This window comes from Rhodococcus sp. IEGM 1408, assembly GCF_033142235.1.
In the GTDB taxonomy this organism is placed as follows: domain Bacteria; phylum Actinomycetota; class Actinomycetes; order Mycobacteriales; family Mycobacteriaceae; genus Dietzia.
In genome coordinates, this window is the sequence record NZ_JAWLRW010000004.1 from 145557 (window position 1) to 168584 (window position 23028).

The following is a 23028-nucleotide window of genomic DNA, read 5'->3' on the forward strand; positions in this document are numbered from 1 at the left end:
CTTGTCTGGTTCTACCACGCCCCCTCGGAGATCATGCGCGCGGCGAGGTCCTCGGCCACCGCGAGAACCGACATATAGGGGCCGCACCGCGGCAACGACGGGAACACCGAGGCGTCGGCGACCCGCAGACCCTCGCACCCCAGAACCCGGCCGGACTCGTCGACGACCTCGCCGATCCGCGCCGAGCCCGAGAGATGGTGGGAGGTGGATACTCCAGGTCCTGGCCGCGGACCACCGGCCGGTCCGGCGATCCCCAGCCTGTCGGCGACCAACCCAGCGGCCGCGTGGAGCGCCGCGGCGTCCCCGGGATCGTCGGCCAGGACCACCCGGAGACCGCCGTCCCGCACGATCTCGCCGCGGCCCACCGGGTTCATCAGGGCCACGCCGATCCGATGTGGCTGCGGGGACAGTCCGGGGATCACCCGGTGCAGGGGGAGCGAATACGGCCGCACCTCGAACTCGCCGATCCCGGAGGCCGTGGGCAACTCGAGCCGCACCACGTGCGAGAGCAGAGGCGGGAGTGCGTCGACGCCGCCGGCAGCGTTGCGCCCGGCGCCGGGCTCGGCGCCGGTCTCGGGGGGCCGTCCACCGGGCGTCCCGCCAGCGGGCAGTTCCAGCAGGACCTCCGGGTGCTCCTGCGTCCCCCGGCCGACCGGGTAACCCGCATCCGGTGCGATCCCCGAGCCCAGCAGCACCGCGGCCGAGCCGATCGACCCCGCGCACAGGATCACCAGCCGGGCGGTGATCTCCTCGTCGTCGTCGAGCACCACCCCGTCGCACCGTCCCCCCGCGTGCCCCCCGGCCCACTTGAGTTCTCGGACCATCGCGCCCGTCACCACCCGCGCGCCCGCGCCCGCGGGGTCCCAGGCATCGAACGCGGTGACGCGCCGCCCGCCACGTCGCGCCTGGGCGACGGCGGAGACCCGGCCGGGGAACGCGGCGGCCACGCGGGCGGCGACATGGCCCGCGGGAACAAGCCGTGGCCGCAGTCGTTCTGTCGCGCGCGCGAGCCCCACCGCGTACCGACCGGGCCAGTCCGGGCCCCACGCGGCGAGGTCGGACGGCCGGGCCGGGGCGCAGTACCCGCCGTTGACCGCGCCCGACCCGCCGAGGGTGCGGCCGCGGGGCAGCTCCAGCTCGATGCCGCCGAGCGTGGCGCGGTGTCGGGAGATCACCCGCGACACGGGCCCCACGTCGAGCAGCCCGGCGCGCGAGCTCGCCCGCTCGGTGCCCGCCTCGAGCAGGATGACGTCCGCGCCGGCTTCGGCCAGGCGGCGGGCCATCACGCAGCCGGCCGGTCCCGCGCCCACCACCACCACGTCCGCGGCCCGGGGCAGACGTGAGCGCGGCTGCGGCAGCGGCGGCGGCGGCGGCGGCGGCGGCGGCGGCGGCGAGCTCATCGCTTGAGTTCCGGTCGCAGCGCACGCGTGGACCGGGCGGCCCACGCCGAGCGCCACACCCCGACGCCGTAGGCCATGTCGTCCAGGCGGTGCAGGACCACGTGCCCCAGTGGTTCGTCGACCGGCAACCGGCCCGGTTCACGGGCGGACCACCAGTGCCACAGTCCCTCGAGCACAACCGCGGTCGCCACCCGTCGGCGCAGGCCGCGTGCCAGCGGGGCCGACGAGCGCGCGGTGGCGATCAGCGCGACCGCGGTGAGCGGCCAGTAGGGGCGCAGCAACGCTTCGGGCAGCTGCCGGATCGAGGCCGCCGCGCCCCGCCCGACCAGCACGGCCGCCGCCCGCCCGTCGCTCGTGAGCGCGCGGGTCCTGTACCACGCGCGAGCCGCCGCGCCGGCCGCGACGAGCGTCCCGAGGGGTGTGGCGCTCCAGACCCCCACGGCCACCGCCAGCGACCAGGGAGATGCCACCGCGGGCGCGACGGCGGCGCCGTGCCGGTCCGCGAGCGGGGCCGCGCCGGTGCCGTAGAACGCGCGCCGGGTCAGCAGCGGCGCGACGGTGGTGCGGTGCCGGTGGGCGACGAGGGACGCGGGCTCGTAGCGGATCACCCCGCCCGCCCGGTCGCTGCGCCAGCACAGGTCCACGTCCTCGGCCACTCGCATGCGCTCGTCGAACGGCCCCTTCCCGGCGCCGCCCGGCATCGGGGGCAGGCGGTCGGGCCGGACCGCGAGCGCCGCACTGGGGACGTAACTCACGCGGGTCCGCGCCCGCACCCGCGCGGGTTCGGGTCCCATGTCCAGGGCCGAGCGGGCCGTCTCGTAGCCGCGGACCCAGAACCGGCCCGGGTCGGCGGCCACGATCCGGGGCGCGACCGCCGCGACCCGGGGGTCGTCGAGGTGCGCCAGCAGCGGACCCAGCCAACCGGGCCGCGGGATCACGTCCGCGTCCAGGTACACCACCACCTCGGCCCCCCCGGCGAGCGCGGCGGCGGTGCCGGTGTTGCGCGCGGCGGACGGGCCGCGCGAGCGTTCGTGCCGGACGACGTCCCGCCCGACAAGGGGAACCGTCGAACCATCATCGACGACGACGACCCGCAGCCCGCGCGCGATGTCGGCCCCGAGGGCCTGCAGGAGCGCGGCGACCCCGTCGGCATCGTCGTGGACGGGGATCACCACGGCGACGGTGTCCAGCGCGCGTGCGGTGGCGGCGGGACCGCGGACGTCCGGGTGGGCCATCCCCCGGTCGGTGAGCGCTCGTGCGAGCGCGGCACCTGCCGGGGTGTCGGTGGCGATCACCTCGTCGTCGAGCAGCGCCGCCACCACCGGCGCCGGGGTGACCAGGGTGACCGGGTCACCACCGAGGACGCGCACGACGCCCCCGCGGCGCAGCACCCGGGTGCGCCGGTCCAGGACGACGCTCGGGATGACGCTCGGAACGACACGAGGGACGCGGCGCGGGACGCTCACCGCAGCATCCCGTCGGCCTCGCCGGGCTGCCAGCGCGTGAGGCGGGCGCGGGCGTCGGCGAGGAGTTCCTCCCACAGTCGGCAGCCGTCGGCCGAGGTGGCCGTGGTGGGGTCGCCGAGGACGCCCGACGGGCTCACGGCGGCCACGCCGCCGGCGCGCAGGGCGGGCAGGATCTCCGGCAGCGGGCGGAGGCAGCCGGGAGCGGCGCGGTCCACGCGGACCAGGTCGGGGTGCAGATGGAGCATCAGCGAGGTCTCGGCGTGGCCGGCGTGGGTGTCCGCGGCATGTTCGGAGGTCCGGCACGGCAACCACGCGGCGTCCCGGCCCTCGCGGCGCAGCTGCGGCACCGCTCGGCGCAGCGCGTCGAGGTTGCCACCATGGCCGTTGACCACCACGAACCGGGTGGCCCAGGTGGAGACCGACCGGCCGAGCTCCAGCACGACCTGCGCCAGTGCCTCCGTCCCCATGGACACAGTGCCGGGGAACGACTGGTGCTCCCCGCTCGCGCCATAGGCGAGGGCGGGGAGCACGCGGGCGTCCCTGTGGCCCAGGCAGTCCGCGGCCGCGAGGGCGTGCGCGGCTGCCGTGGCCAGCAGGGTGTCAGTCTGCAGCGGGAGGTGCGCGCCGTGTTGCTCGGTGGCGCCGAGCGGCAGCACCGCCAGGACGGGCTCGATCGTCAGACCTTGATCGCGCCCATGTCGACGGTGAAGGTCGACGCGGTGATGGTGCGGGAGGCGTCCGAGGCCAGGAACAGGACCGAGTCCGAGATGTCGTCGGTGGTGGCCATGCCCATGCCCAGGATCGGCGTGAAGTGCGGCAGGAACTGCGGCATGTTGGCGAACACGTCGTGGGCCGCCGGGTCCTCGGCGCCCATCGGGGTCAGCACGCCGTAGGGGTGGATGGTGTTGACCCGGATCCCGTGCTCACCGAGTTCCTTGGCGGTGGTCTGCGCCAGGCCCACCACGCCGTACTTGGACGCCGAGTAGGGCGACTGCACCGGCATGGCCTTGAGCCCGGCCACGGAACTGACCAGGACGATCGACCCGCCGTTGTCGGCGGCGAGCATGTGCGGGATCGTCGCCTTGAGGGTCTTCCAGTAGCCCGTCAGGTTGATGTCGATCGTGTCCTGCCACTGCTGCTCGTCGATCTCCCAGACCTTGCCCCAGTTACAGATGCCGGCATTGGCGATCACCACGTCCAGGCGCCCGCCGAACTGCGCCACCCCGCGGGTGACGAGGTCCTGCTGGAACGCCAGGTCGCGGACGTCGCCGATCTCCGCGAGGATCTCCCCGCCCTCGGCCTCGACCTTCTCGACCGTCTGGGCCAGGTCGTCCTCGGTGGCCGCCTTGTATCCCACGTACTCCGACGGCGAGGCGCACAGGTCCATGCCGATGACCTTGGCGCCCTCGCGGGCGAAGCGGATGGCGTGCTTGCGGCCCTGGCCGCGGGCGATGCCGGTGATGTAGACGACCTTGCCGTCGAAATCTCCCATGGAGTTCGGTTCCTCATTCTCTACAGATGCATAGCCGGGGTGCCCGGGCGGGCCCCCGGAGGGTCACTCTCCGAGTCGGCGCATGAACCCGTCGGGGATCACGTAGTCGTCCCGGTTGAGCTCGGAGATGGACGATTTGCTCAGCCCGATCAGGCTGGAGTCCAGGCCCGAGCGCAGGATGTCCAGGACGTTCTCCACGCCGGCCTGGCCGTTGGCACCCAGGCCCCAGAGGTAGGCCCGGCCGATCATCACCGCGCGCGCCCCGAGGGCGAGCGCCTTGGCGACGTCCGAGCCGCGACGGACGCCGCCGTCCATGAGCACCTCGACCTGCCCGTCGACGGCGTCGACGATCGGTCCGAGGCAGCGGATCGACGCGGGCGTGCCGTCGAGGTTGTTGCCACCGTGGTTGGAGACCGAGATCGCGGCCACGCCCGCGTCGACCGCCCGCCGGGCGTCGTCGATCCGGGTGATGCCCTTGAGCATGACGGGGCCGTCGAAGTTCTCCACGACCCAGGCGATGTCCTCCCAGGTGGCCGGCGGGGTACCCATCCATTCGCCGTAGGCGCCGAAGAAGGTCGGGCCCATCTCGCCCTGGCCCACGAGGTTCGGCGTGGTCAGGTCGGGGAACCGCTTGGTCTTGACCACGTCCTCGGCCCACTGCAGGGCCCAGCGCGGGCGGACCGCGATCTCGGGCGCCAAGGTGATCATCGCCTTGACGTCGAGCTTCTCGGGGATGGACGGGCTGCCCCAGTCGCGGCCCATCGAGAACGACCAGTCGGTGGTGAGGATGACGCCCTTGGCGCCGGCTGCCTTGGCCCGCTCGAGGCGCTCGAGGACCTTCTCCTTGCCGCCCAGCCAGTACACCTGGAAGAAGGTCTGCGGGTTGGCGGCGATGACCTCCTCGATGGGCTTGGAGGCGAACGAGGACAGTCCCATCGCGGTGCCGCGCGCGGCGGCGGCGCGGGCCACGTCGACCTCCCCGTCCGGGGTGACGGCCTGCACCCCGGTCGGTGAGATCATCACCGGCATGCTGATGGGCTGGCCCATGACGGTGGTGGCCATGTCGCGCTCGGCCTTGGCCCCGATCACGTGCGGCTTGGGGCCGAGCTCGGCGAACGCCGCCGTGTTGTCGTCGATCGTCACGCCCTGCTCGCTACCGGCCACCAGTGCCATGTAGACGCTCTTGGGCAGCCGCTTCTTCGCGCGGCGCTGGGCCTCGGCGACCGACTCGAACCACGGGTTCTGACGCCAGGGGTTGGCCTCGGCGATTTTCGACAGGTTGGACACGTGAGGTGTCTCCTTTTCAGGGGGTTCGGGGGCGGTCGGTCAGACCGGGGATTCGTCGCACAGGCTCTTGGGCCGGCGCGGCGGGGTGGTGATCAGGGTCAGCGCCACGGGGCCGGTCGGCTGCTTGCGCGCGGCCAGTCCGTTCACGCGGGAGTGATCCTGCGACGCCGGGGGGATGCTCCGCTCAGCCTCGAGCAGTCCCTCGCCGAACCCCTGGACGCACTCGGGATCGGGTCCGTCCATCGGCAGACCGGTGAAGAACTTGGCCGCCATGCAGCCGCCCCGGCAGCTGTCGTAGAAGTTGCAGGAGGCACAGGCCCCGGCGGACTGGGGCTCGCGCAGCTCGCGGAAGAGCTCGGAGGTCTGCCAGACCGACTCGAAGCTCCCGTCGGCCACCACGTTGCCGGCGAGGAAGTTGTCGTGGATCGCGAACGGGCAGGCGTAGACGTCCCCGATCGGGTCGATCAGGCACACCACGCGACCCGCACCACAGAGGTTGAGGCCGGGCAGCGAGCCCTGCCCGTCGCCGAAGGCCGACAGGTGGAAGAAGCTGTCACCCGTGAGGACGTTCTCGCCGTTCGCGACCAGCCAGTCGTAGAGGCCCCTCTGCTGCTCCGGCAGCGGGTGCAGCTCGTCCCACACGTCGGCGCCGCGGCCCGAGGGGCGCAGGCGGGTGATCCGCAGGGTCGCGTCGAACCGGTCCGCCAGTGCCTTGAACTCGTCCAGCTGGGTGACGTTCTGGCGGGTGACGACCACTGAGATCTTGGCGTCGGTGAACCCGGCGTTCTGGAGGTTCTCCAGGGCGCGCACCGCCATGTCGAACGAGCCCGGGCCGCGGACCGCGTCGTTGACCTCGGCCGTGGCGCCGTCCAGCGAGATCTGGACGTCGACGTAGTCGCTGGCGGCCAGGCGCTGCGCCACCTTCTCGTCGATCCGCACGCCGTTGGTGGAGAACTTGACCCCCACCTGGTGGCTCGTGGCGTAGTCGACGAGCTCCCAGAAGTCCGGGCGGACGGTGGGCTCCCCGCCGCCGATGTTGACGTAGAAGACCTGCATCTTCTGCAGCTCGTCGATGATCGCCTTGCACTGTTCGGTGCTCAGCTCCCGGGGATCGCGCTTGCCCGACGAGCTCAGGCAGTGCACGCAGGCCAGGTTGCAGGCGTAGGTGAGCTCCCAGGTCAGGCAGATGGGGGCGTCGAGCCCGCGCTCGAACTGGTCGACGAGCCGGCCGACGGGAGCGGGCGCGGTCGTGGTGGGCACCGGGCGGTTCAGCGTGCTGGTCATGAGGTCTCCTCGATCATGCGCGAGGCGGCGAGCTGGCCGAGCGCGTGCAGGTACAGGCGAGCGGTACCGGGGTCATCTATCGGGACCCCGGCAGCCGCGCACGCGGCGCGGGCCGAGGGGTGGTCGGCGAGAATGCGGACCACCTCGACGATGGTCGGCGACTTGAGAAAGCTGAGTTTGCGGGTGTGGAAGTGGTAGAGCAGGGCTCCGAACGGCTCGGGGCGCAGCGCCACTCCGGGGTGCAGGCGCCAGCCGGCGTCGAGGTCGAAGACCGCCGGGGCGGCTTCCTGTCCGGCGCCGGCCGGCGCTGCTGCGGGTGTCATCTCAGTAGACCCCGCACATGCCGTCGATGGAGACCTCCTCGATGAGGGCCTCCTCCAGTACGACCTCGGTGTTCTGCGTGTTCTCCATAGCGTGTCCTCTCGTAGCGCACAGGGACGCCTCACCTCCACAGGTGAGACCTGCATCATATTGGCACAGGATGCCAAAGGCAACGACTTCTGCTCTATTGTCGTCAGTCATGGGAACAACGCAGGCGCCTGACGGGCGTCCGCCCGGGCGCCGACCGTCCACCACGCGCGCCTCGATCGTCGACGTGGCCCTGGATCTGTTCGCCCGCCAGGGGTACGAAGGCACCAGCGTCGACCAGATCGCGGATGCCGCGCACATCTCCCGACGCACCCTGTTCCGGTACTTCCCCGGCAAGGCCGCTATCGCCTGGGGCGAGTTCGACGACCAGATAGACGCCATGCGGGTCTACCTCGCTGGCATCGGAGAGCAGACACCGTTGCGTGATGCTCTGGCCGACGCGCTCGCGGCGTTCAACACCTTCCCCGCCGACGAGACCGAGGTGCACCGGCTGCGGATGCGGCTCCTGCTGAACGTGGACGAGCTCCAGGCCCATTCGACGCTCATGTACGCCGACTGGCGCCGCGCGGTGGCCGGGTTCGTGGCCGCGCGCAGGGGCGAGATCGCAGATGACCTGATCCCCTCCGCCACCGCGCATGCGGCGCTCGGGATCGCACTCTCGGCATACCGGCTGTGGGTGAAGGAGCCCGGCGCGGACCAGGAACGCCTCCACGAGCTGTTGCGTCAGGGGACCCAGATCCTCGCCTGAGCTCGGGCGCCCGCGATCCGGCCAGATCGCGCGGCCCTGAACTTACTGGCGGGTAACCTCGTCGTCGTGACCAAAGACTCCCCCGCCCGCACCACCGATACCTCCACCTACCGACTCTGGAAGACGGCCACCCGCCTACCGCTGGGATCGCGCCTGTTCAGCGTCGGCGTGAGCCTCAAGGCCCCCTACTTCCGGACCGCGTACCCCCACGTCACGGAGTTGCGACCCGGCCGTTGCGTGGTGCGCGGCCCCGCCTGGTGGGGCAACCGCAACCACATCGGCACCTTCCACGTGATCGCCGCGCTGAACCTGGCCGAGATGGCGATGGGCGTGCTCGCCGAGGCCACGGTGCCGGCGACCCACCGCTGGATCCCCGTGGGGATGAACGTGCGCTACCCGGCCAAGTCGACCGGCGGCATGACGGTCACGGCCGAGTGGCCGGAGCTCCCCGACTTCTCGTCCATCTCCACCGGCGAGGACATCGAGGTGCCCCTGCGCTTTGTCGACGACGCCGGCGTCGAACCCGTGGTGGGGACCATCACCATCCGGGTCTCACCCGGTAAGAAAGGCTGACGCCCGCCCGACCGCGACGAGACGCGGCTCATGGGCCCGAGCAATTCCACATTTTCCGTTGCGGAAACGGAAAGACGGACCTAACCTTTCCATCATGGAAAACAACGGTTCTCCCCCGCGTACCGATCCCGGTTCCGGTTGCGGTTCCGGCCCGTACGACGTCGCCGCCGCGCTCGCCGACGTCGACGCGGCCCGACAGTCGGTGGCCGACAGGCTCATCACTCCCTGGTGGTACCACCCCGCACTCGGCACGATCCTCGCCGCGATCATGCTGGTGTCCGCCCTCGACCTGCACAACTTCGTCCGTCTCCCGGTCGCCCTGGTCGGCGCGGTGGGCATCGGGTTGCTGGTCGGGGCGTACCAGCGGATGACCGGCCTGTGGGTGGACCTGCGCAACCTCGGCCCCACCTCCAGGAAGTGGTGGCTGGCCTACGCGGTGATCGTGGCGGTGTCCGCCGGCGCCTCACTCGTTCCCACCTTCCGGGAGGGACCTCTGCCCTGGTGGCTCGCCGTCCTGCTCGCCGCGGTCGCCCTCGTCGCCACCATCGTTCTGGGCAGGGGCGTGGACGGCGCGCTGCGCGAGGAGATCCGCTCCGGGGTCGCCGCACTGCCGCGATCGCGCCGGTGACGACCAAACGCCCCGCCGCGCAGTTCGACGAGGTCATCCACGCCCCGCACCGGCTACGGATCTGCGCGTTGCTGGCACCCGTCGAGTCCATGGAGTTCGGCTCGGTGCGCGACGAGCTGGGGGTGGCCGACTCCGTGCTGTCCAAGCAGCTCAAGGTCCTCACCGACGCGGGATACGCGAGCACGTCCAAGGCCCCCGGTGCCACCGGCCGCGCGCGGACCTGGCTGTCCCTCACCCGCAACGGCCGGCGGGCCTTCTCCGGCCACCTCGGGGCACTGCGCGAACTCGCTGCCGCGGCCGAGGGCGTCCCGACCCCGGCCGAGGACGCGTCAGTCCCGGGTCCGGGCGTCGAACGCCTTGACGGCGATCGGGGCGATCACCACGGTCAGCCCCACGATCCACAGCAGTGACGCGAGCACCGGGTGCTGCAGCGGGAGCGCGGCGTCCGGGCCCACCGCCGGAGCATTGCCCCAGAGTTGGCGCATCGCCTGGACGACCGAGGACAGCGGATTCCACTCGGCGATCACCCGCAGCCAGGTGGGCATGGACTCCGGAGGTGCGAAGGTGTTGGCGACGAACGTGATGGGGAAGGTCGTGGTGAACATGACGCCGTTGACGGCCTCGATGGTCTTGAGGCGGGAACCCACCACGATGCCGATCCAGATCATGACGAACCCGAAGCCCAGCAGGATGAGGTAACCCAGCAGGGCGTCGATGATCCCGCTGCGGATCCGCCAACCCACGACGAGGCCGGTCAGCGACATGACCACGACGCCGATCGACGAGTGGATGAGGCTGGACGCGCTCCGCGCGATGAGAATCGACGCGCGCTGGATGGGCAGCGTCCGGAAGCGGTCGATGATCCCCTTGTTGAGGTCGTTGCACAGCCCGGAGGCCACGACGAACGACGAGAACGCCATGGTCTGCGCCATGATCCCCGGCAGCAGCCACTCGCGGTAGTTCCCGCCGGCGACCGAGATCGCGCCGCCGAAGACGAACGCGAACAGCAGGACGAACATCACCGGCTGGATGGTGACGTCGGCCAGGTTCTCCGGCTGGCGCCGGATGTGGAAGAGGTTGCGGCGCACGAGGGTGGAGACCTGCCGGCCGAACGAGGGGCCGTCGGGGCGGACCGGTACGGCGAAGCGTTCGTGCGTCGTCTCGACGGGCGCGTTTCCTGCGGCGGTGCTCATACCCGGTTCTCCTCTTCGATGGTGTCGGTGTCCGCGGGCTCGGCCTCGGCCTTGCGTCCGGTGAGGGAGAGGAAGACGTCGTCCAGGCTGGGCCGTTGGATGCCGATGTCGTCGAGCTCGATACCGGCTTCAGTGAAGGCAGCGGCGATGTCGGCCAACGCCGAGACCCCCGCCGACGGCGCGGTGAGCCGGCGGGCGTCCCGGTCCACGTGCAGTTCCTCGACCCGGCCGGAGAGGACGCGGACAGCCTCGTCGACGTCGTCCGGACGGGAGACCGTCACCACCAGGCTGGCCGCACCGGAGCGGTCCTTGAGCTGCAGCGGGGTACCCTCGGCGATGACGCTTCCGTGATCGATGACGATCACCCGATCAGCCAGCTGGTCCGCCTCGTCGAGGTACTGCGTGGTGAGCAGCAGCGTCGCGCCGTCCCGGACGAGGTCGCGCAGGACGTCCCACAGCTCGTTGCGCGACCGGGGATCGAGTCCGGTGGTGGGCTCGTCCAGGAACAACACCGGCGGGGCCGCGACCAGGCTGGCCGCCAGGTCGAGCCGGCGCCGCATGCCGCCGGAGTAGCTCTTGGCCACCTTCGTGGCGGCATCGGCGAGCGAGAACTTCTCGAGCAACTCGTCGGCCCGGGCCCGCACCGCCTTCTTGGGCAACCCGTAGAGATCGCCGATCAGCCGGAGGTTCTCGCGCCCGGTGAGCAGCTCGTCGACGGTCGCCGACTGCGCGGTCATGCCCATGGCCTTGCGCACCTCGGCGGGCTCGCGCATCACGTCGTGTCCGGCGACCCGTGCGGTGCCGGACGTGGGCGGGCTGAGGGTGGTCATCATGCGGATGGTGGTGGTCTTGCCGGAACCGTTGGGCCCGAGCAGTCCGAGGACGGAGCCGGTGGGGACGGAGAAAGAGATGTCGTCGACGGCGGTGAAGTCTCCGAACTTCTTGACGAGGTGTTCCGCCTCGATCGCCGGGGCGTGGGACGAGAGTCGATTACTCACCCACAAAGCCTGCCGCGCGCAGATTATGGAGTCAATAGCCGTCGCTGCGATTGCGGACTATCCTCGACCTATGCCCCGCATTTCGATGACCTCGGTCTTCGTCGACGACCAGGACCGGGCGCTGGCGTTCTACACCGACATCCTGGGGTTCGCGCTCGGCGTGGACATCCCGTTGGGCGAGTTCCGGTGGCTGACCGTGGTCAGCCCCGAGGACTCCGCCGGCCCCCAGCTCCTACTGGAGCCCGACCAGCACCCGGCCGCGCGGGCATATTGTGCGGCCCTCCGCGCGGACGGCATCCCCGCGGCCGTGTTCACCGTGGACGACATCGACCGCGTCCACGAGGATCTCCTCACCAAGGGCGCAGAGGTCGTACAGGCCCCCGCCGAGATGGGTCCGGTGTGGACCATGGTCGTCGATGACTCGTGCGGGAACCTCATCCAACTGGCCACCACGCCCGAGATGTAGACCGGGCGCCCGTCCGTCCCCTCGGTCGACCGGGGTCAGGCGGCGGTGCGCAACGGTGGCGTCCGAGCTGACGACGCGGATCGCGGCAGGTTCCCGCCCGGGACCCGGTGGCGTGCTCGACGTATCATGGAGTGTTGCCGCGCGACACCCGCCGTCAGATGAACATAAGGATGACCGGTACTCATGAGCCCCATATCGACCATCCCGCCGACGATCGCCCGTTCGTGGCTGCTGCTGCCCGCCGACAAGCCCGAGCGCTTCGATGCCGCGGTGAACTCCGAGATGGACGTCGTGGTGCTCGATGTCGAGGACGGGTGCCGCCAGTCGGAAAAGGAGCGCGCGCGCCGCGACGTCCGCCAGTGGCTCGAGGCCGGCAACCACGCGTGGATCCGGATCAACGACGTCCGCTCCCCCGAGTGGGAGAAGGACCTCATGGCGCTGGGGCACTGCCCCGGCCTGGACGGCGTGATGCTGGCCAAGACCGAGAACGCGGAGCACGTCTCGCTGACGGCGTCCCGGTTGGCCGCCGACACCCCGATCGTCGCGCTGGTGGAATCCGCGGACGGTCTGGCCGCCGCCACGGAGATCGCCCAGACTCCCCAGGTGGTGCGCCTGGCGTTCGGGGTCGGCGACTTCCGCCGCGACACGGGGATCGGATCCTCGCAGATCGCGCTGGCCTACACCCGGTCCCAGTTCGTCGTGTCGAGCCGGGTCGCGCGCGTGGCCCCGCCGATCGACGGGCCGACCATCTCCAACGACACCCAAGTCCTCATGGACGCCGCTGAGCACGCGGTGGAGATGGGCATGACCGGCAAGCTGTGCCTGCGGGTGGACCAGGCCCCGTACATCAACGAGGTCCTCTCACCCTCGGCCGCCGATGTCTCCTGGGCCGAGTCCGTGATCGAGGAACTGGGCGCCGGGGGCGAACGCTGCCGCGACGGCTCGGACCTGCCGCGGCTGGCCCGGGCGCAGAAGATCTCGCGACTCGCGCAGGCCTACGCCGTGATGCGCTGACCCCCGGGTCTGTTGCGCTCGCCCCGCCCCCGGGCTGACTTCACGCGGCGACCGGTCAGTCCGGAACGCTCAGCGCGGTGAGTCGCCGGTGACCAGCGGGAGGTCGGGGTTCCCGGCCCACGCGGTCATCGAGCCGTCGTACACAGCCACGTCGTCTCGGCCGGCCAGAGCGAGGGCGTGGGCGACACCGGTCGCCGCGATGCCGCCACCACAGTAGGTGACCACCTTCCGGCCGGAGTCCATCAGACCAGCAGCCTCGAACTCACGGCGGAGTTCCTCGATCGGCCGGGGGGCGCCCGTCTCGGGGTCGCGCAGGGTGGACACCGGCAGGTTGATGCTGCCCGGTATATGGCCGCGTCTGGCAAAGTTCTTCACATCGCCACGGTAGGCGGGCTCGTCCAGGACGTTGACCAGCACGGTGTTCTCGTCGTCCAGGCTCGCGGCCACGTCCTCGGTGGAGCGGAACAGCTCGGGCCGCCGGGTGCCGGTGAAGGTGCGGGGGTTGGGTTCCGGGACGACGTCGGTCACTTCGTACCCGGCCGCCTTCCACGCCGGGAGACCGCCGTCGAGAGTCGTGACCTGGTCGAATCCCTCATAGCGCAGGTGCCACCAGAACCGGGTGGCCCAGAAGCCTCCGTGCTGGTCGTACACGACGACGGTCGCGCCGTCGCCGATCCCGAGGGTTCCGGCCGCGGCGGCGAAGCGCTCGTGATCCGGGGCAGTCCAGTCTTCCGGGCTGTCCGGGTCGGCGAAGGCTACGAGCAGATCCGCGAAGAGTGCGCCAGGGATGTGTTCGGGGCGGTAGGTCTCGGCTCCCGACTCCGGGACGTAGGGCCCGTCGGTCGGGATGGGCAGGTGGTTGGTGGCGTCGATGACGACGAGGTTCTCGTCGCCGAGGTGCTCGTGCAGCCAGGCCACACTGACCGGTGAGGGTAGAGGGTTTCCCATGACATCCCTTTCCTGAAGCTGATGGGCCACCTTCCACGGTAGGCACGATCCGGCTCTCGTGCATCGCACGCAGTGTCCGGCGTCGCATCCGATCAGTCACATCGACCCCGTGCCCCGTGCCCCGCGTACTACGACGACCCCTGCCACCGTGGAGCACGGGGCGGGGCCGTCGGTGTGCGCGCGGCGGTGTCTTGAGCGGCGGCGGTCAGCCCCAGCCCTGGGCGGCGCGGCGGTCGGCGTCGGCCATCCCCTGGTTGCCCTGGCCCGCCGCGCGCGAGATCTCGGTGAGCATCGACTGCAGCGCGGCCGCGGCCTGGTCCCAGTCCCTCTGATGGGCCTGATAGGCGATCGCGGCGTCGCCCTCCCACTCGGCGACGAGCGGGGCGAGGTAGGACCTGAGGTCGTCCAGCGTCGTCCGCAGAGCGGTGGACGCCGACCCGACCTGTCCGACGAGCGATTCGATGGGACCGTGGTTGTAGGTGATCTGCCCTGAGGTCATGATGAGTCTCCCGGTGGTATCGAGGTGAGTGGTCAGATGTTGAGTGGGCCGGAGGCTCCGACCCGGCCGATCATCTGGGCGGAGTCCTGGTCGGCGGCGTCGAACGACGTGCTGTTGGTCCGCATCGTCTCCGAGATCCCCGACAGAGCCGTGTTGAGTCGGGCGCTCTGCTCCTGCCACTCGGCCATGATCGTGGCGAACCTCGCCTGGGCGGCACCCCGCCACACCGAACCTCCGAGCTGGGACACCGAGTCGCGCACGTTGCCGAGCAGTCGGTCGATCTCCAGGTTCACGTCGTCGACCCTCCTGGCCGCGGTGTCCATGGTCCCGATGTGAGTATTGAAACCGGTCATCTCGTCCTCCCCTTGTGGTCCTACAGATCCCCGTTCTGGGTCCGTCACAGTGTTCGACGTACCCGGGGCCCGGTTCGGTTCCGTCCCGATCCGCGAGACCCGCGGCGACGTCAGGCGCCGTCGTGGAGCCGCAGCGCCACCTCGACAGGGGCGAGCTCCGGCACGACGTACGAGAGCAACCGCGCCTGATCGCAGGCGTCCACCACGTGCTCGGCGTTGCGCCCGCGGGCCAGGACCTCGGTCGACCCGGATCCCGCCGCCCGTCGCCCGTGTCGCAGAGCGGCTACGGACTCGAGCACGCGGGAGACCTCGTCGTCACGCACGGAGTCCCGGCAGGGGTCCCACCGGTGCACGACGCCACGGTCGACCAGCTCGAGGCCACCTCGGCTGCGCTCGACCAGGCTCACCGTGGTGCAGGACCGGCACGACTCCACACACACCGCCCAGCGCGCCGAGGACGATGGCAGCGCCTCCGCCGTCACCAGGGCGGCTCGGACGATCCGGGGCGTGACCCCCAGCCCACGTGCGGCAGCAGCCAACCGCGAGGTGCGGGCGGCTCCCCACTGACTGGGGACGATGAGCACCACGGCGTCCCCGTCTCTCGCCCCCGCCCACCGCAGCGCCCGGGCCACCGGCGCCGCGAGCAGTTCGGCAACGGGTACGGAGAGCCCCGCCACGTCGACGCGGTCGCGATGCGCGACCGCGACCGGGTCCGCGAGGCACCTGTCCGGGTGCCGGACCGCAACGGCGTCCACCCGGTCGGAACACTCGATACGGTCGCCGCCCGGGGGGAGCGCCGATCCGTCCGCACCCGCCAGCACGGAGGCGGGTGCGACGACCGGGTCGAGGACCGCCGACGCCGAGGCCGAGGCCACCGCCAGACCCGAACAGGAGAGGTCGACGGAGAGGAGTGCGCCCGCGTCGGTCACCCCTGTGTCATTCACGGCTGGGACCAAGTGGTCTGCACGAGACGCACGCCGGCGTCGCGGGTGACCAGGCGGCCACGGCCCGCGGGCTGCGGCGCGGGCCGCACGCCGCCGAGCAGCGGCCCCTCTTCGCGACTGCCGGACATGATCAGCCCGGCTCCGCCCAGGTCCCGGATCCGGCCGACGAAGGCGTCGTACAGCGCGCGGGAGGCGCCCGCGCTGCGGCGCGCCAGTACCACCGACAGCCCGATGTCGCGGGCGTGGGGCAGGAACCGTGCGAGCGGGAGCAGGGGATTCCCGCTGCCGGTGATCACCAGGTCGAGATCGTCCACGATCAGGTGGATCCGAGGTCCGCTCCACCACGACCGCGCCCGCAACTCGTCCGGGGTGACGTCGGCGCCGGGCATCCGGTCGTCGAGAATCCGGACCAGGTGCTCGACCATCGGCACCAGTGCCGTCTCCGTGGCGGCGTATCCGGCGAGGTGGTCGCCCCGGACCTCGCCGAGCATGGTGCGGCGATAGTCCACCACGATGACCCTGGCCTTTTCCGGAGTGTTGCCCGAGACCAGGCCGCGGGTCACCGAGCGCAACACCGAGGTCTTGCCGCACTCGGAATCCCCGAGTACCAGCATCAGCGGGTCGCTCGCCAGGTCCGCATAGACCACCGTGAGATCGGCTTCGTCCACGCCGAGCGGGACGCGGGTGCGGCTGCCGTCGGAGCCCGGACGGGACAGACTCGCGAGCTGGGCGTACGGCAGCACCTCGGGCAGCATCCGGACCGGTCCCGCGCCGATGTCGCCCACCCGGGCCCGCCACCGCTGCGCCAGGTGACGGGCGGCGGAGGCGGTCGCGGCGGCGATCCCCTCCGTCTCGACCAGTCCGTCCAGACGGGGTTGGTAGACGAGCATGTGATGACGCCCGCTCGACAGTCCGCGGCCGGGCTCGGAGGGCACGGTCATCGCCACCCGGCGATCGATCATCGAGTCCGTGGGGTCGCCCAGCCGTAGTTCGACGCGGGTGCCCAGGGCGTCCCGTAGCGCCGGCCGCAGATCCGCCCACCGGGCCGCGGACAAGGCCACGTGCACGCCGTAGGACAAACCGTCCGCGACCATCGTCACCACCAGCTGCTCGAGGTCCTCGAAATCGGTCCGGAAGGCCTGCCAGCCGTCGATCACCAGCAGGACGTCGGGGTACTCCGCCACCCGTCGTCCGTCGAGTTCGGTCAGCCGGCGGCGGGCCTGGTCGACGGAGGTGACGCCCGCTTCACGGAACGCGGTCTCTCGCCGCTTGAGCTCGGTGCCCACCTCGGCGACCGTTCGGCGGATCCTCTCCTCCTCGCCGCGCCGAGCGACGCCACCGACGTGCGGCAGCCCGGCAACCGACTGCAACGCGCCGCCGCCCAGGTCCACGACGTAGATCGAGAGCCTGTCGGGCTCGATCGTGGCGGCGGCCGACAGGATCAGGGTGCTCAGGGTGGTCGATTTACCCGACCTCGTGCCGCCCACCACGGCGATGTTGCCGTCGGCACCGGACAGGTCGACGTGCCAGATGTCGCGGCGCTGCTCGAAGGGCAGGTCGATCACCGCCAGCGGGAAACGCCAGGTGGGCGGCCTGTTGTCGCGTGCGCCCGAGGGTTCGGTGCCCACCGCCGCGTCCAGCGGCGCGCCCGCTCCCAGCGGCGGGAGCCAGACCTCGTGGGCAGGCCGGCCGTGCCCGGCGAGCCTGCCGACCAGCACGTCGAGCAGGCTGGTCGATTCGTTCCGGTCACCGTCCGGCTCGGCGGCGGCGGCGTCGGCAGCGTCTCCGGCGGGGTCGCCGGGGTGGTGATCCCGGAGCGCGGGGGCGAGGGCGGGTACCGGCATGTACCAGGCCGAGAAAGGACGCACGGCCGCGCGCGCGACCGGGATCACGACCGACGAGCCGTCCAGCCGACGGTCCTGGAGATACGGCCCCGAGACGTAGGCGGCGTCGAAGCGCACCGGGTCGCCCGCGTCGATCTTCAGGTAGCCCGCGCCCGGGGTGGCCGGCAGGTGGTAGGCGTCGGTCACCCCGAGGACCGTGCGCGATTCCGTGGCCGAGAAGGTCTTGAGCGCGATCCGGTACGAGAGATGACTGTCGAGCCCGCGCAGCCGCCCCTCCTCGAGTCGCTGGGACGCCAGCAGCAAGTGGACGTGCAGGCTCCGGCCCAGGCGGCCGATGGTGAGGAACAGTTCGGCGAACTCGGGTTTGGAGCTCAGCAGCTCGGAGAACTCGTCGACCACGATCACCAGCGCGGGCATCGGGTCGAGCGGAGCCCCCTTGGCGCGCGCGGCCTCGTACTCGCCCACGCCTGCGTAGTTCCCGGCCGCGCGCAGGACCTCCTGGCGCCGGGTGAGTTCGCCCTCGAGCGCGTCGCGCATGCGGTCGACCATGGTGATCTCGGCCTGGAGGTTGGTGATCACCGCGGCCACGTGGGCCAGCGATTCGAGCCCCAGGAAGGTGGCCCCGCCCTTGAAGTCCACGAGGACCAGGTTGAGCGCGTCCGGGTCGTGCGTCGCGACCAGACCGAGGACGAGCGTGCGGAGGAACTCCGACTTGCCCGAGCCCGTCGCGCCGATGCACAGCCCGTGCGGACCCATCCCTCCCTGTGCTGCCTCCTTGAGGTCCAGCTCGACGGGGGCCCCGTCCGGAGTCACTCCGACCGGCACCCGCAGGCGGTCGCGCTCGCCGCGTCGGCGCCACGCCACTGCCGGGTCGACCTGGGTGGCCAGCCCGATCCCCAGCAGGTCGGGCAGGCCCGGGGCACGCCGGGTCGAGGTCGAGCCGTCGGCGTCGGTCACGGTGTCGGCGGGCCGGAACCGCGCCAGCGCCATGGCGAGCCGCTCCGCCTCCGGAGGGCTCATCGCGTCGAGCCGCGCGATCTCCTCGTCGCCGGACTCGGTCCGCACAAGAGCCCGCCCGTCGTCGTCGACCCGGATGCACAACCCACGCCGTAGCGCCAGGTCGCGGAGCTGCCCGGCCCGGCTGCCGGACACCTCGACGACCGTCACCCCGTCCAGTCCGTCCTCGGCGAGGAGGCGCTCGGCGCCGGTGACACCCACCCCATCGACGACGACGACGAGGTGCGGCACCCCCGGACGGATCGGCGCACTCGGGGAGAACGCGTGCCGCTCCGCGATGTCGGAGGCAATCATCGACTCGACCCCGGCGAGCGAGAACTCGGTGAGCCGTACCCGTCCGCCCCCGTCGGTGAACGTCGGGTGTTGGTGGTGCGGGAGCCACTTGAGCCATTCCCAGGCCCGCCGGGCGTGACCCTCGCTCGCGGCCACGGCCACCCTGACCTGGTCGGGCCCGTGGGAGACCACCAGGCCGGCGAGCATCGCGCGCACCCCGGAGCGCACCTCGTCGACCTCGCCCTCGAGGGAGATCGCGGGGAACGCCCGCAGTTCGAGGGCGACCGGAAGGTCGTCGACCACCGAGTGCACGCGGACGAAGCGGCGCATGCTCACCACGGAGACCGGTTCGAGATCGTCGACGGGCCCGGTGTCCGGCACCGACAGCCTGGTCGCCAGGGATTGTCGGCCGGGACCCACCCGCACGGTCAGGTACTCCGGGTCTCTCTCGTCCCGCTCCCACATCCGCGGGGTCCCCACCAGCGCCGGCAGTTCGACCGGGTCAGGGTGGCGCCACAGTGCGGCCGCCCGCTGCGCGGAGGCGGTCTCGCGCACGGTGTCGCGCGTCTGCCCGAGGTAGCGGAGGTAGTCCTTGCGGAGCTCGTCGGTCTCGGCGGTCTTGTTCCCCCCTGACAGGGTTCCGGCGAGCATGCCCACTGCGGAGACCGCCATCATCACCGGGAACAGCATGAACATCGGATTGCGCATCATGCCGGTGCGCATCATGACGACGACCATGCCCAGCACCGCCACGACCAGGATGACGGGCAGCAGGATCTGGATGAGGGGACGTGGGGTGGGCCGGGGCAGGCCCGGCGGGGCCTGCAGCGTCAGCTCACCGGTCGGCACCGTCGGGGCCTCGGGCCGCTCGGCGCGGGTGAACACCACGTCCCCCATACCGGCCCCCTCCCCTTCCGTGGTGACCGCGACCCCGGTGCCGGAGGTGGCATCCCCACGAGCGCACCCCGCCGCCGACAATGTTGTCCCAACTGGTTGTCCCGAGCAGTTGGTCGAACCTGGTCGCCGTATCGAGTGGCGATGTTAGAGCAGTTCACGTCGTGGCGGGGAGGCCATCCGGCCGGGCCGACAGCCGGCAGGAGACGCGCGTCGGGGATCGGCCCGCGGGGAATGGCCTGCGGGAACAGATCGGCGGGAACAGTTCAGCGGGACCAGCTAGTGGGAACACCGGCGAGGCGCGAGGGGAGGACCGGGTGTGACAAAGCAGGGTAGACAGGGTGGGACGGAGCGGGGCGTGACCGAGCGGGGTAGGACCGAGCGGGGTAGGACCGAGCCGAGCGAGATCCCCGGAGTAGCCGCCGGCGTGGAGCCGCTGGACCAGCGGCGGGTATCGGTCGTGTGTCGCACCACCCGGGTGGATCTGAGCCTGCCCGCCCATCTCGAGCTCGTCGCGGTGATCCCCGAGGTCGTGGACCTGGTGCGCGACCACATCCGGTCGGCTGCGGGACCGGCCTCCGGCATCGACGTGGATGCCCGGATGGGTGGCGGCGCGGGCGGTTCCTGGCAGCTGTCGCGCCTCGCGGGCGGGCCGCTGGCGGTGTCGGAGACCCTCGCCCAGCAACGCGTCCACGACGGCGAGATCCTCGTGCTGGACCACCGACCGGTACCCACACCCGCGCCGCTGTTCGACGACGTCCTCCACGGACTCACCGATCCGGACGTGGCGCGCTCCCCCACCTGGGATCGGCGCGACGCCGTGCACGCCGCGACGGCCACAACCGCGATGGTCACGGTGGTCGCCGCGGCAGCACTGGCCGTCCAGTGGCGGGCGGGTGGGGGGCTCGTCGCTCCCCTGGTCGCCGCCGCGCTCGCGCTGCTCGGACTGGCTGCCGTCCTCGCCCTGCGCTCCGCCGCGGCCCCCGGCAGCGCCCAGGCCGTCGCCGCGGCGGCGGCCGTCGGTTTCACCGTGATCGCGGCCGGGACCATCGACGCCGCCCCCGCCGGGGCGGGGCACCTCGTCGGAGGACTCACCGCCGGCGCGGTCCTCGCCGGCGTGCTGCGCTGCACCGTGTTCCGGCCGGGTCCCCGACGCTCGTATGCTCTCGCCGCCGGGTACCTCGCGCTCACCGTGGTGCTGTCGGCGGGGGCGGCCGCCGCGGTGGTCGTCGCGTCGACCGGCGTCCCGGTCCATGCGGCCGGGGCCGGCGCCCTGCTCGCCGGCCTCGCCCTGCTCACCGCGGCGCCGGCGATCGCCGTCTCGGCGGCCCGCATCCCCATCCCGCCCGTTCCCGCCCCGGGCGAGGACGTGGAGGCAGGCGACCTAGAGGGCTGGGCACACACCGGCTCCGATCGCGGGGAGATCGACCACCATGTACGGACCACGGGCCCCGGCAACACGAGCGGAAGCGGCCCGCTGCCCACCCCGGCGGTCCTCAGACATCGGTTCCTCGCCTCCCGGTCGTGGCTCACCGGGCTCCTGTCCGCCGGAGGCGGACTCTGCGCGGTCTCCTCGCTCGTATCGCTGACCGGTGGCCCGGGGTCCACCCGATGGGCGTCCCCGCTCGCGCTGGTACTCGTGGTGGTGCTGGTGCTGCGCGGTCTCGGTTACGCCGACCGGGTGCACACCGCGATCCTGCTGGGGTCTGCGCTGGCGCTCACGGCGGGCATCCTGCTCGGGGCGGTCCTCACGCAGCCCTCGCCCGTCGGGATCGTGGTCCCCGCCGCCGTCATGGTGGGCGTCGCGGTCGCGCTGGCCGCGGTGGCGCTGCCCCACGTGGAGCTCTCCCCCGCGACTCTGCGCTCCGTGGGCACGGTCGAGGCGGTCGGGATCTGCGTGATCGTCCCCCTCGCGGTGGGCGCGATGGGCGTCTACTCTCTCGTCCGCCAGCGATGAGGTCCGCCCGGATTTTCTCCCTGGTCGCCGTGGGGGCGATCCTGGCCATCCCTGCGGCCGGCGGACCGGTCGTGGGAGCGGTCGAACGGCCGACGATCGACGGGCCCGTTCCCGTTACCGGTGCGCTCGACCCCGGGCTCACCGATGCCGGTTCGCTACGCCTCGACGGGCCCTGCCGCACCACCGCCGCCGTCCTCGACCCGGCCGCCGCGCCCGCCTCCGCCACCGTCACGGACCTGCGCCCCGCCTGGATCCACGGCCGGGGCGAAGGGCAGATCGTCGCCGTCATCGACACCGGGGTCAATCCCGGTCCGCGGTTGCCGCGTGTGCGAGGCGCCGGCGACGTCGTACCGGGACGGGACGGCACCGAGGACTGTGACGCCCACGGGACCCTCGTCGCCGGGGTACTGGCGGCGACCGAGGACGCCAGTGGCCATTCCGGTGTGGCCCCCGGCGTCGAGATCGTCTCGATCCGGCAGTCGAGCAGCGTCCTGACAAGAACCGGGGGGCGCTCCGACGACCCGGTGGTCGGCGCGGGTGTCGGCACGCTCTCCTCCCTGGCCAGGGCGATCCGCGCGGCGGTCGACGCGGGCGCCGGTGTCATCAACATCTCGGAGGTCGCCTGCGTTCCCGCCAGCACATTGTTGGCCGACGACACACTGGGCGGCGCGATCCGCTACGCCGCCGTCGACCACGACGTGGTGCTGGTGGCCGCCGCGGGCAACGTGGGCGGGGCGTGCGGCGACCAGAACCCCGGCGCCGGTGACCCCACCGTCCCGGGTGACGACGGGTGGGACGACGTCGTCACCGTCGCCGCGCCCGCCTGGTACGACGACCACGTCCTGACCGTGGGCGGTGTCGACGCCGACGGCGTCCCCGCCGAATTCTCGCTCCGGGGCCCGTGGGTGGACGTCGCCGCACCCGCCGTGGGATTACGCTCGGTGGGGGCTGACGGAGCGGGTGTCTCCGACCTGGTGGTGGACGGCGACGGCTCGCGCAGCGCGATCAGCGGGACCAGTTTCTCCGCGCCGTTCGTCGCCGGCACCGCCGCGCTCATCCGGCAGGCCCGCCCGGATCTCACCGCCCGTCAGGTGATCGAACGCATCGAGAACACCGCGCTCCCCGCAGCCGGCGGGCACGACTTCGCAGTGGGCCACGGGGTGGTCGACCCTGTCGCCGCCGTCACGGGTGTCCGCCGATCGGGGCGCCCCAAACCCGCGACCACCACGATCGCGGCCCCCACCTCCGCTCCTGGTCCGGCGGGGGCGGGCGTCGGTGCGATCGTGGCGGCCGGCTCACTGGCCCTCGGGGCGCTCGTCCTCGTCGTCGTCGCCCTGACGCGTCCGCGCGGGCGGTGATCGACGCGGGCACCGATCTATGC

The 23028-nt window shown here is 72.0% G+C and carries 23 protein-coding genes; 8 read left to right on the top strand and 15 right to left on the bottom strand.

Translation table 11 applies throughout. The features are described from left to right. Positions 1-11: 11 nt before the first annotated feature. From mftG to mftA, 8 genes are all read right to left on the bottom strand, one after another. A complete protein-coding gene (gene mftG / locus R4P08_RS07975; RefSeq protein ID WP_317813264.1) occupies positions 12-1400 on the bottom strand; it encodes a mycofactocin system GMC family oxidoreductase MftG in 1389 nt (462 codons plus the stop codon). Beyond that, the gene (gene mftF, locus R4P08_RS07980; RefSeq protein ID WP_317813265.1) at positions 1397-2866 is read right to left on the bottom strand and encodes a mycofactocin biosynthesis glycosyltransferase MftF; all 1470 of its coding nucleotides are present in this window, start codon (positions 2864-2866) and stop codon (positions 1397-1399) included. Before mftF ends, mftG begins: the two co-directional genes overlap by 4 nt. Beyond that, the gene (gene mftE / locus R4P08_RS07985; RefSeq protein WP_317813521.1) at positions 2863-3546 is read right to left on the bottom strand and encodes a mycofactocin biosynthesis peptidyl-dipeptidase MftE; all 684 of its coding nucleotides are present in this window, start codon (positions 3544-3546) and stop codon (positions 2863-2865) included. Before mftE ends, mftF begins: the two co-directional genes overlap by 4 nt. Then, a complete protein-coding gene (locus tag R4P08_RS07990) occupies positions 3543-4358 on the bottom strand; it encodes a mycofactocin-coupled SDR family oxidoreductase (RefSeq protein ID WP_317813266.1) in 816 nt (271 codons plus the stop codon). Before R4P08_RS07990 ends, mftE begins: the two co-directional genes overlap by 4 nt. Positions 4359-4421: 63 nt before the next feature. Continuing rightward, the gene (gene mftD, locus R4P08_RS07995) at positions 4422-5645 is read right to left on the bottom strand and encodes a pre-mycofactocin synthase MftD (RefSeq protein ID WP_317813267.1); all 1224 of its coding nucleotides are present in this window, start codon (positions 5643-5645) and stop codon (positions 4422-4424) included. Between the two features lie 39 nt (positions 5646-5684). Further along, a complete protein-coding gene (gene mftC / locus R4P08_RS08000; protein ID WP_317813268.1) occupies positions 5685-6929 on the bottom strand; it encodes a mycofactocin radical SAM maturase in 1245 nt (414 codons plus the stop codon). Next, complete coding sequence (gene mftB / locus R4P08_RS08005; RefSeq protein ID WP_317813270.1) at positions 6926-7252, bottom strand: mycofactocin biosynthesis chaperone MftB; 327 nt, start codon at positions 7250-7252, stop codon at positions 6926-6928. Before mftB ends, mftC begins: the two co-directional genes overlap by 4 nt. A 1-nt stretch (position 7253) precedes the next feature. Beyond that, positions 7254-7340 (bottom strand): mycofactocin precursor MftA, encoded by an 87-nt coding sequence (mftA, locus tag R4P08_RS08010; protein WP_067716580.1) that lies wholly within the window; start codon positions 7338-7340, stop codon positions 7254-7256. 109 nt (positions 7341-7449) lie between these two features. Here mftA and mftR point away from each other — a divergent pair, with 109 nt between their 5' ends. The 4 genes from mftR (at position 7450) to R4P08_RS08030 (ending at position 9657) form a co-directional block, all read left to right on the top strand. Further along, positions 7450-8046 carry a mycofactocin system transcriptional regulator gene (gene mftR / locus R4P08_RS08015; protein ID WP_317813271.1) on the top strand — a complete coding sequence of 199 codons (597 nt, stop codon included), beginning with the start codon at positions 7450-7452 and terminating at the stop codon, positions 8044-8046. A 66-nt stretch (positions 8047-8112) separates the two neighbouring features. Continuing rightward, positions 8113-8619, top strand: a complete 507-nt coding sequence (locus tag R4P08_RS08020; protein ID WP_317813272.1) for a hotdog fold domain-containing protein — start codon at positions 8113-8115, stop codon at positions 8617-8619. Positions 8620-8713: 94 nt separating this feature from the next. Then, on the top strand, positions 8714-9247 hold the full coding sequence (locus R4P08_RS08025; protein ID WP_317813273.1) for a hypothetical protein: 534 nt from the start codon (positions 8714-8716) through the stop codon (positions 9245-9247). After that, positions 9244-9657 (top strand): transcriptional regulator, encoded by a 414-nt coding sequence (locus tag R4P08_RS08030; RefSeq protein WP_317813274.1) that lies wholly within the window; start codon positions 9244-9246, stop codon positions 9655-9657. The genes R4P08_RS08025 and R4P08_RS08030 overlap by 4 nt, the downstream gene beginning before the upstream one ends. Here R4P08_RS08030 and R4P08_RS08035 read toward each other — a convergent pair. Both R4P08_RS08035 and R4P08_RS08040 read right to left on the bottom strand, forming a co-directional pair. Next, the gene (locus tag R4P08_RS08035) at positions 9577-10440 is read right to left on the bottom strand and encodes an ABC transporter permease (protein ID WP_317813275.1); all 864 of its coding nucleotides are present in this window, start codon (positions 10438-10440) and stop codon (positions 9577-9579) included. The two genes, R4P08_RS08030 and R4P08_RS08035, sit on opposite strands and share 81 nt — an antisense overlap. After that, a complete protein-coding gene (locus R4P08_RS08040) occupies positions 10437-11438 on the bottom strand; it encodes an ATP-binding cassette domain-containing protein (protein WP_317813276.1) in 1002 nt (333 codons plus the stop codon). The genes R4P08_RS08035 and R4P08_RS08040 overlap by 4 nt, the downstream gene beginning before the upstream one ends. A gap of 70 nt (positions 11439-11508) precedes the next feature. Here R4P08_RS08040 and R4P08_RS08045 point away from each other — a divergent pair, with 70 nt between their 5' ends. Both R4P08_RS08045 and R4P08_RS08050 read left to right on the top strand, forming a co-directional pair. Beyond that, positions 11509-11904 (top strand): VOC family protein, encoded by a 396-nt coding sequence (locus tag R4P08_RS08045; protein ID WP_317813277.1) that lies wholly within the window; start codon positions 11509-11511, stop codon positions 11902-11904. Positions 11905-12087: 183 nt separating this feature from the next. Continuing rightward, complete coding sequence (locus R4P08_RS08050) at positions 12088-12918, top strand: CoA ester lyase (RefSeq protein WP_317813278.1); 831 nt, start codon at positions 12088-12090, stop codon at positions 12916-12918. Between the two features lie 69 nt (positions 12919-12987). Here the strand turns inward: R4P08_RS08050 and R4P08_RS08055 are convergent, their stop codons facing one another. The 5 genes from R4P08_RS08055 to eccCa all read right to left on the bottom strand — a co-directional run bounded on the left by R4P08_RS08055 (position 12988) and on the right by eccCa (position 19693). Continuing rightward, positions 12988-13866: a sulfurtransferase gene (locus R4P08_RS08055; RefSeq protein ID WP_317813279.1), complete on the bottom strand. Its 879-nt coding sequence runs from the start codon at positions 13864-13866 to the stop codon at positions 12988-12990. A 205-nt stretch (positions 13867-14071) separates the two neighbouring features. Beyond that, complete coding sequence (locus R4P08_RS08060) at positions 14072-14365, bottom strand: WXG100 family type VII secretion target (RefSeq protein WP_317813280.1); 294 nt, start codon at positions 14363-14365, stop codon at positions 14072-14074. A gap of 32 nt (positions 14366-14397) precedes the next feature. Continuing rightward, a complete protein-coding gene (locus R4P08_RS08065) occupies positions 14398-14718 on the bottom strand; it encodes a WXG100 family type VII secretion target (RefSeq protein ID WP_317813282.1) in 321 nt (106 codons plus the stop codon). 110 nt (positions 14719-14828) lie between these two features. Continuing rightward, positions 14829-15647 (bottom strand): hypothetical protein, encoded by an 819-nt coding sequence (locus tag R4P08_RS08070; protein ID WP_317813283.1) that lies wholly within the window; start codon positions 15645-15647, stop codon positions 14829-14831. An 11-nt stretch (positions 15648-15658) separates the two neighbouring features. Further along, positions 15659-19693, bottom strand: a complete 4035-nt coding sequence (eccCa, locus tag R4P08_RS08075; protein WP_317813284.1) for a type VII secretion protein EccCa — start codon at positions 19691-19693, stop codon at positions 15659-15661. Positions 19694-20048: 355 nt separating this feature from the next. Between eccCa and eccD the strand changes: the two genes are divergently transcribed. Continuing rightward, entirely contained in the window at positions 20049-21647 is a 1599-nt protein-coding gene (gene eccD, locus R4P08_RS08080; RefSeq protein WP_317813285.1) for a type VII secretion integral membrane protein EccD, read from the top strand. Next, on the top strand, positions 21644-23005 hold the full coding sequence (gene mycP, locus R4P08_RS08085) for a type VII secretion-associated serine protease mycosin (protein WP_317813286.1): 1362 nt from the start codon (positions 21644-21646) through the stop codon (positions 23003-23005). The genes eccD and mycP overlap by 4 nt, the downstream gene beginning before the upstream one ends. Positions 23006-23028 lie beyond the last annotated feature (23 nt).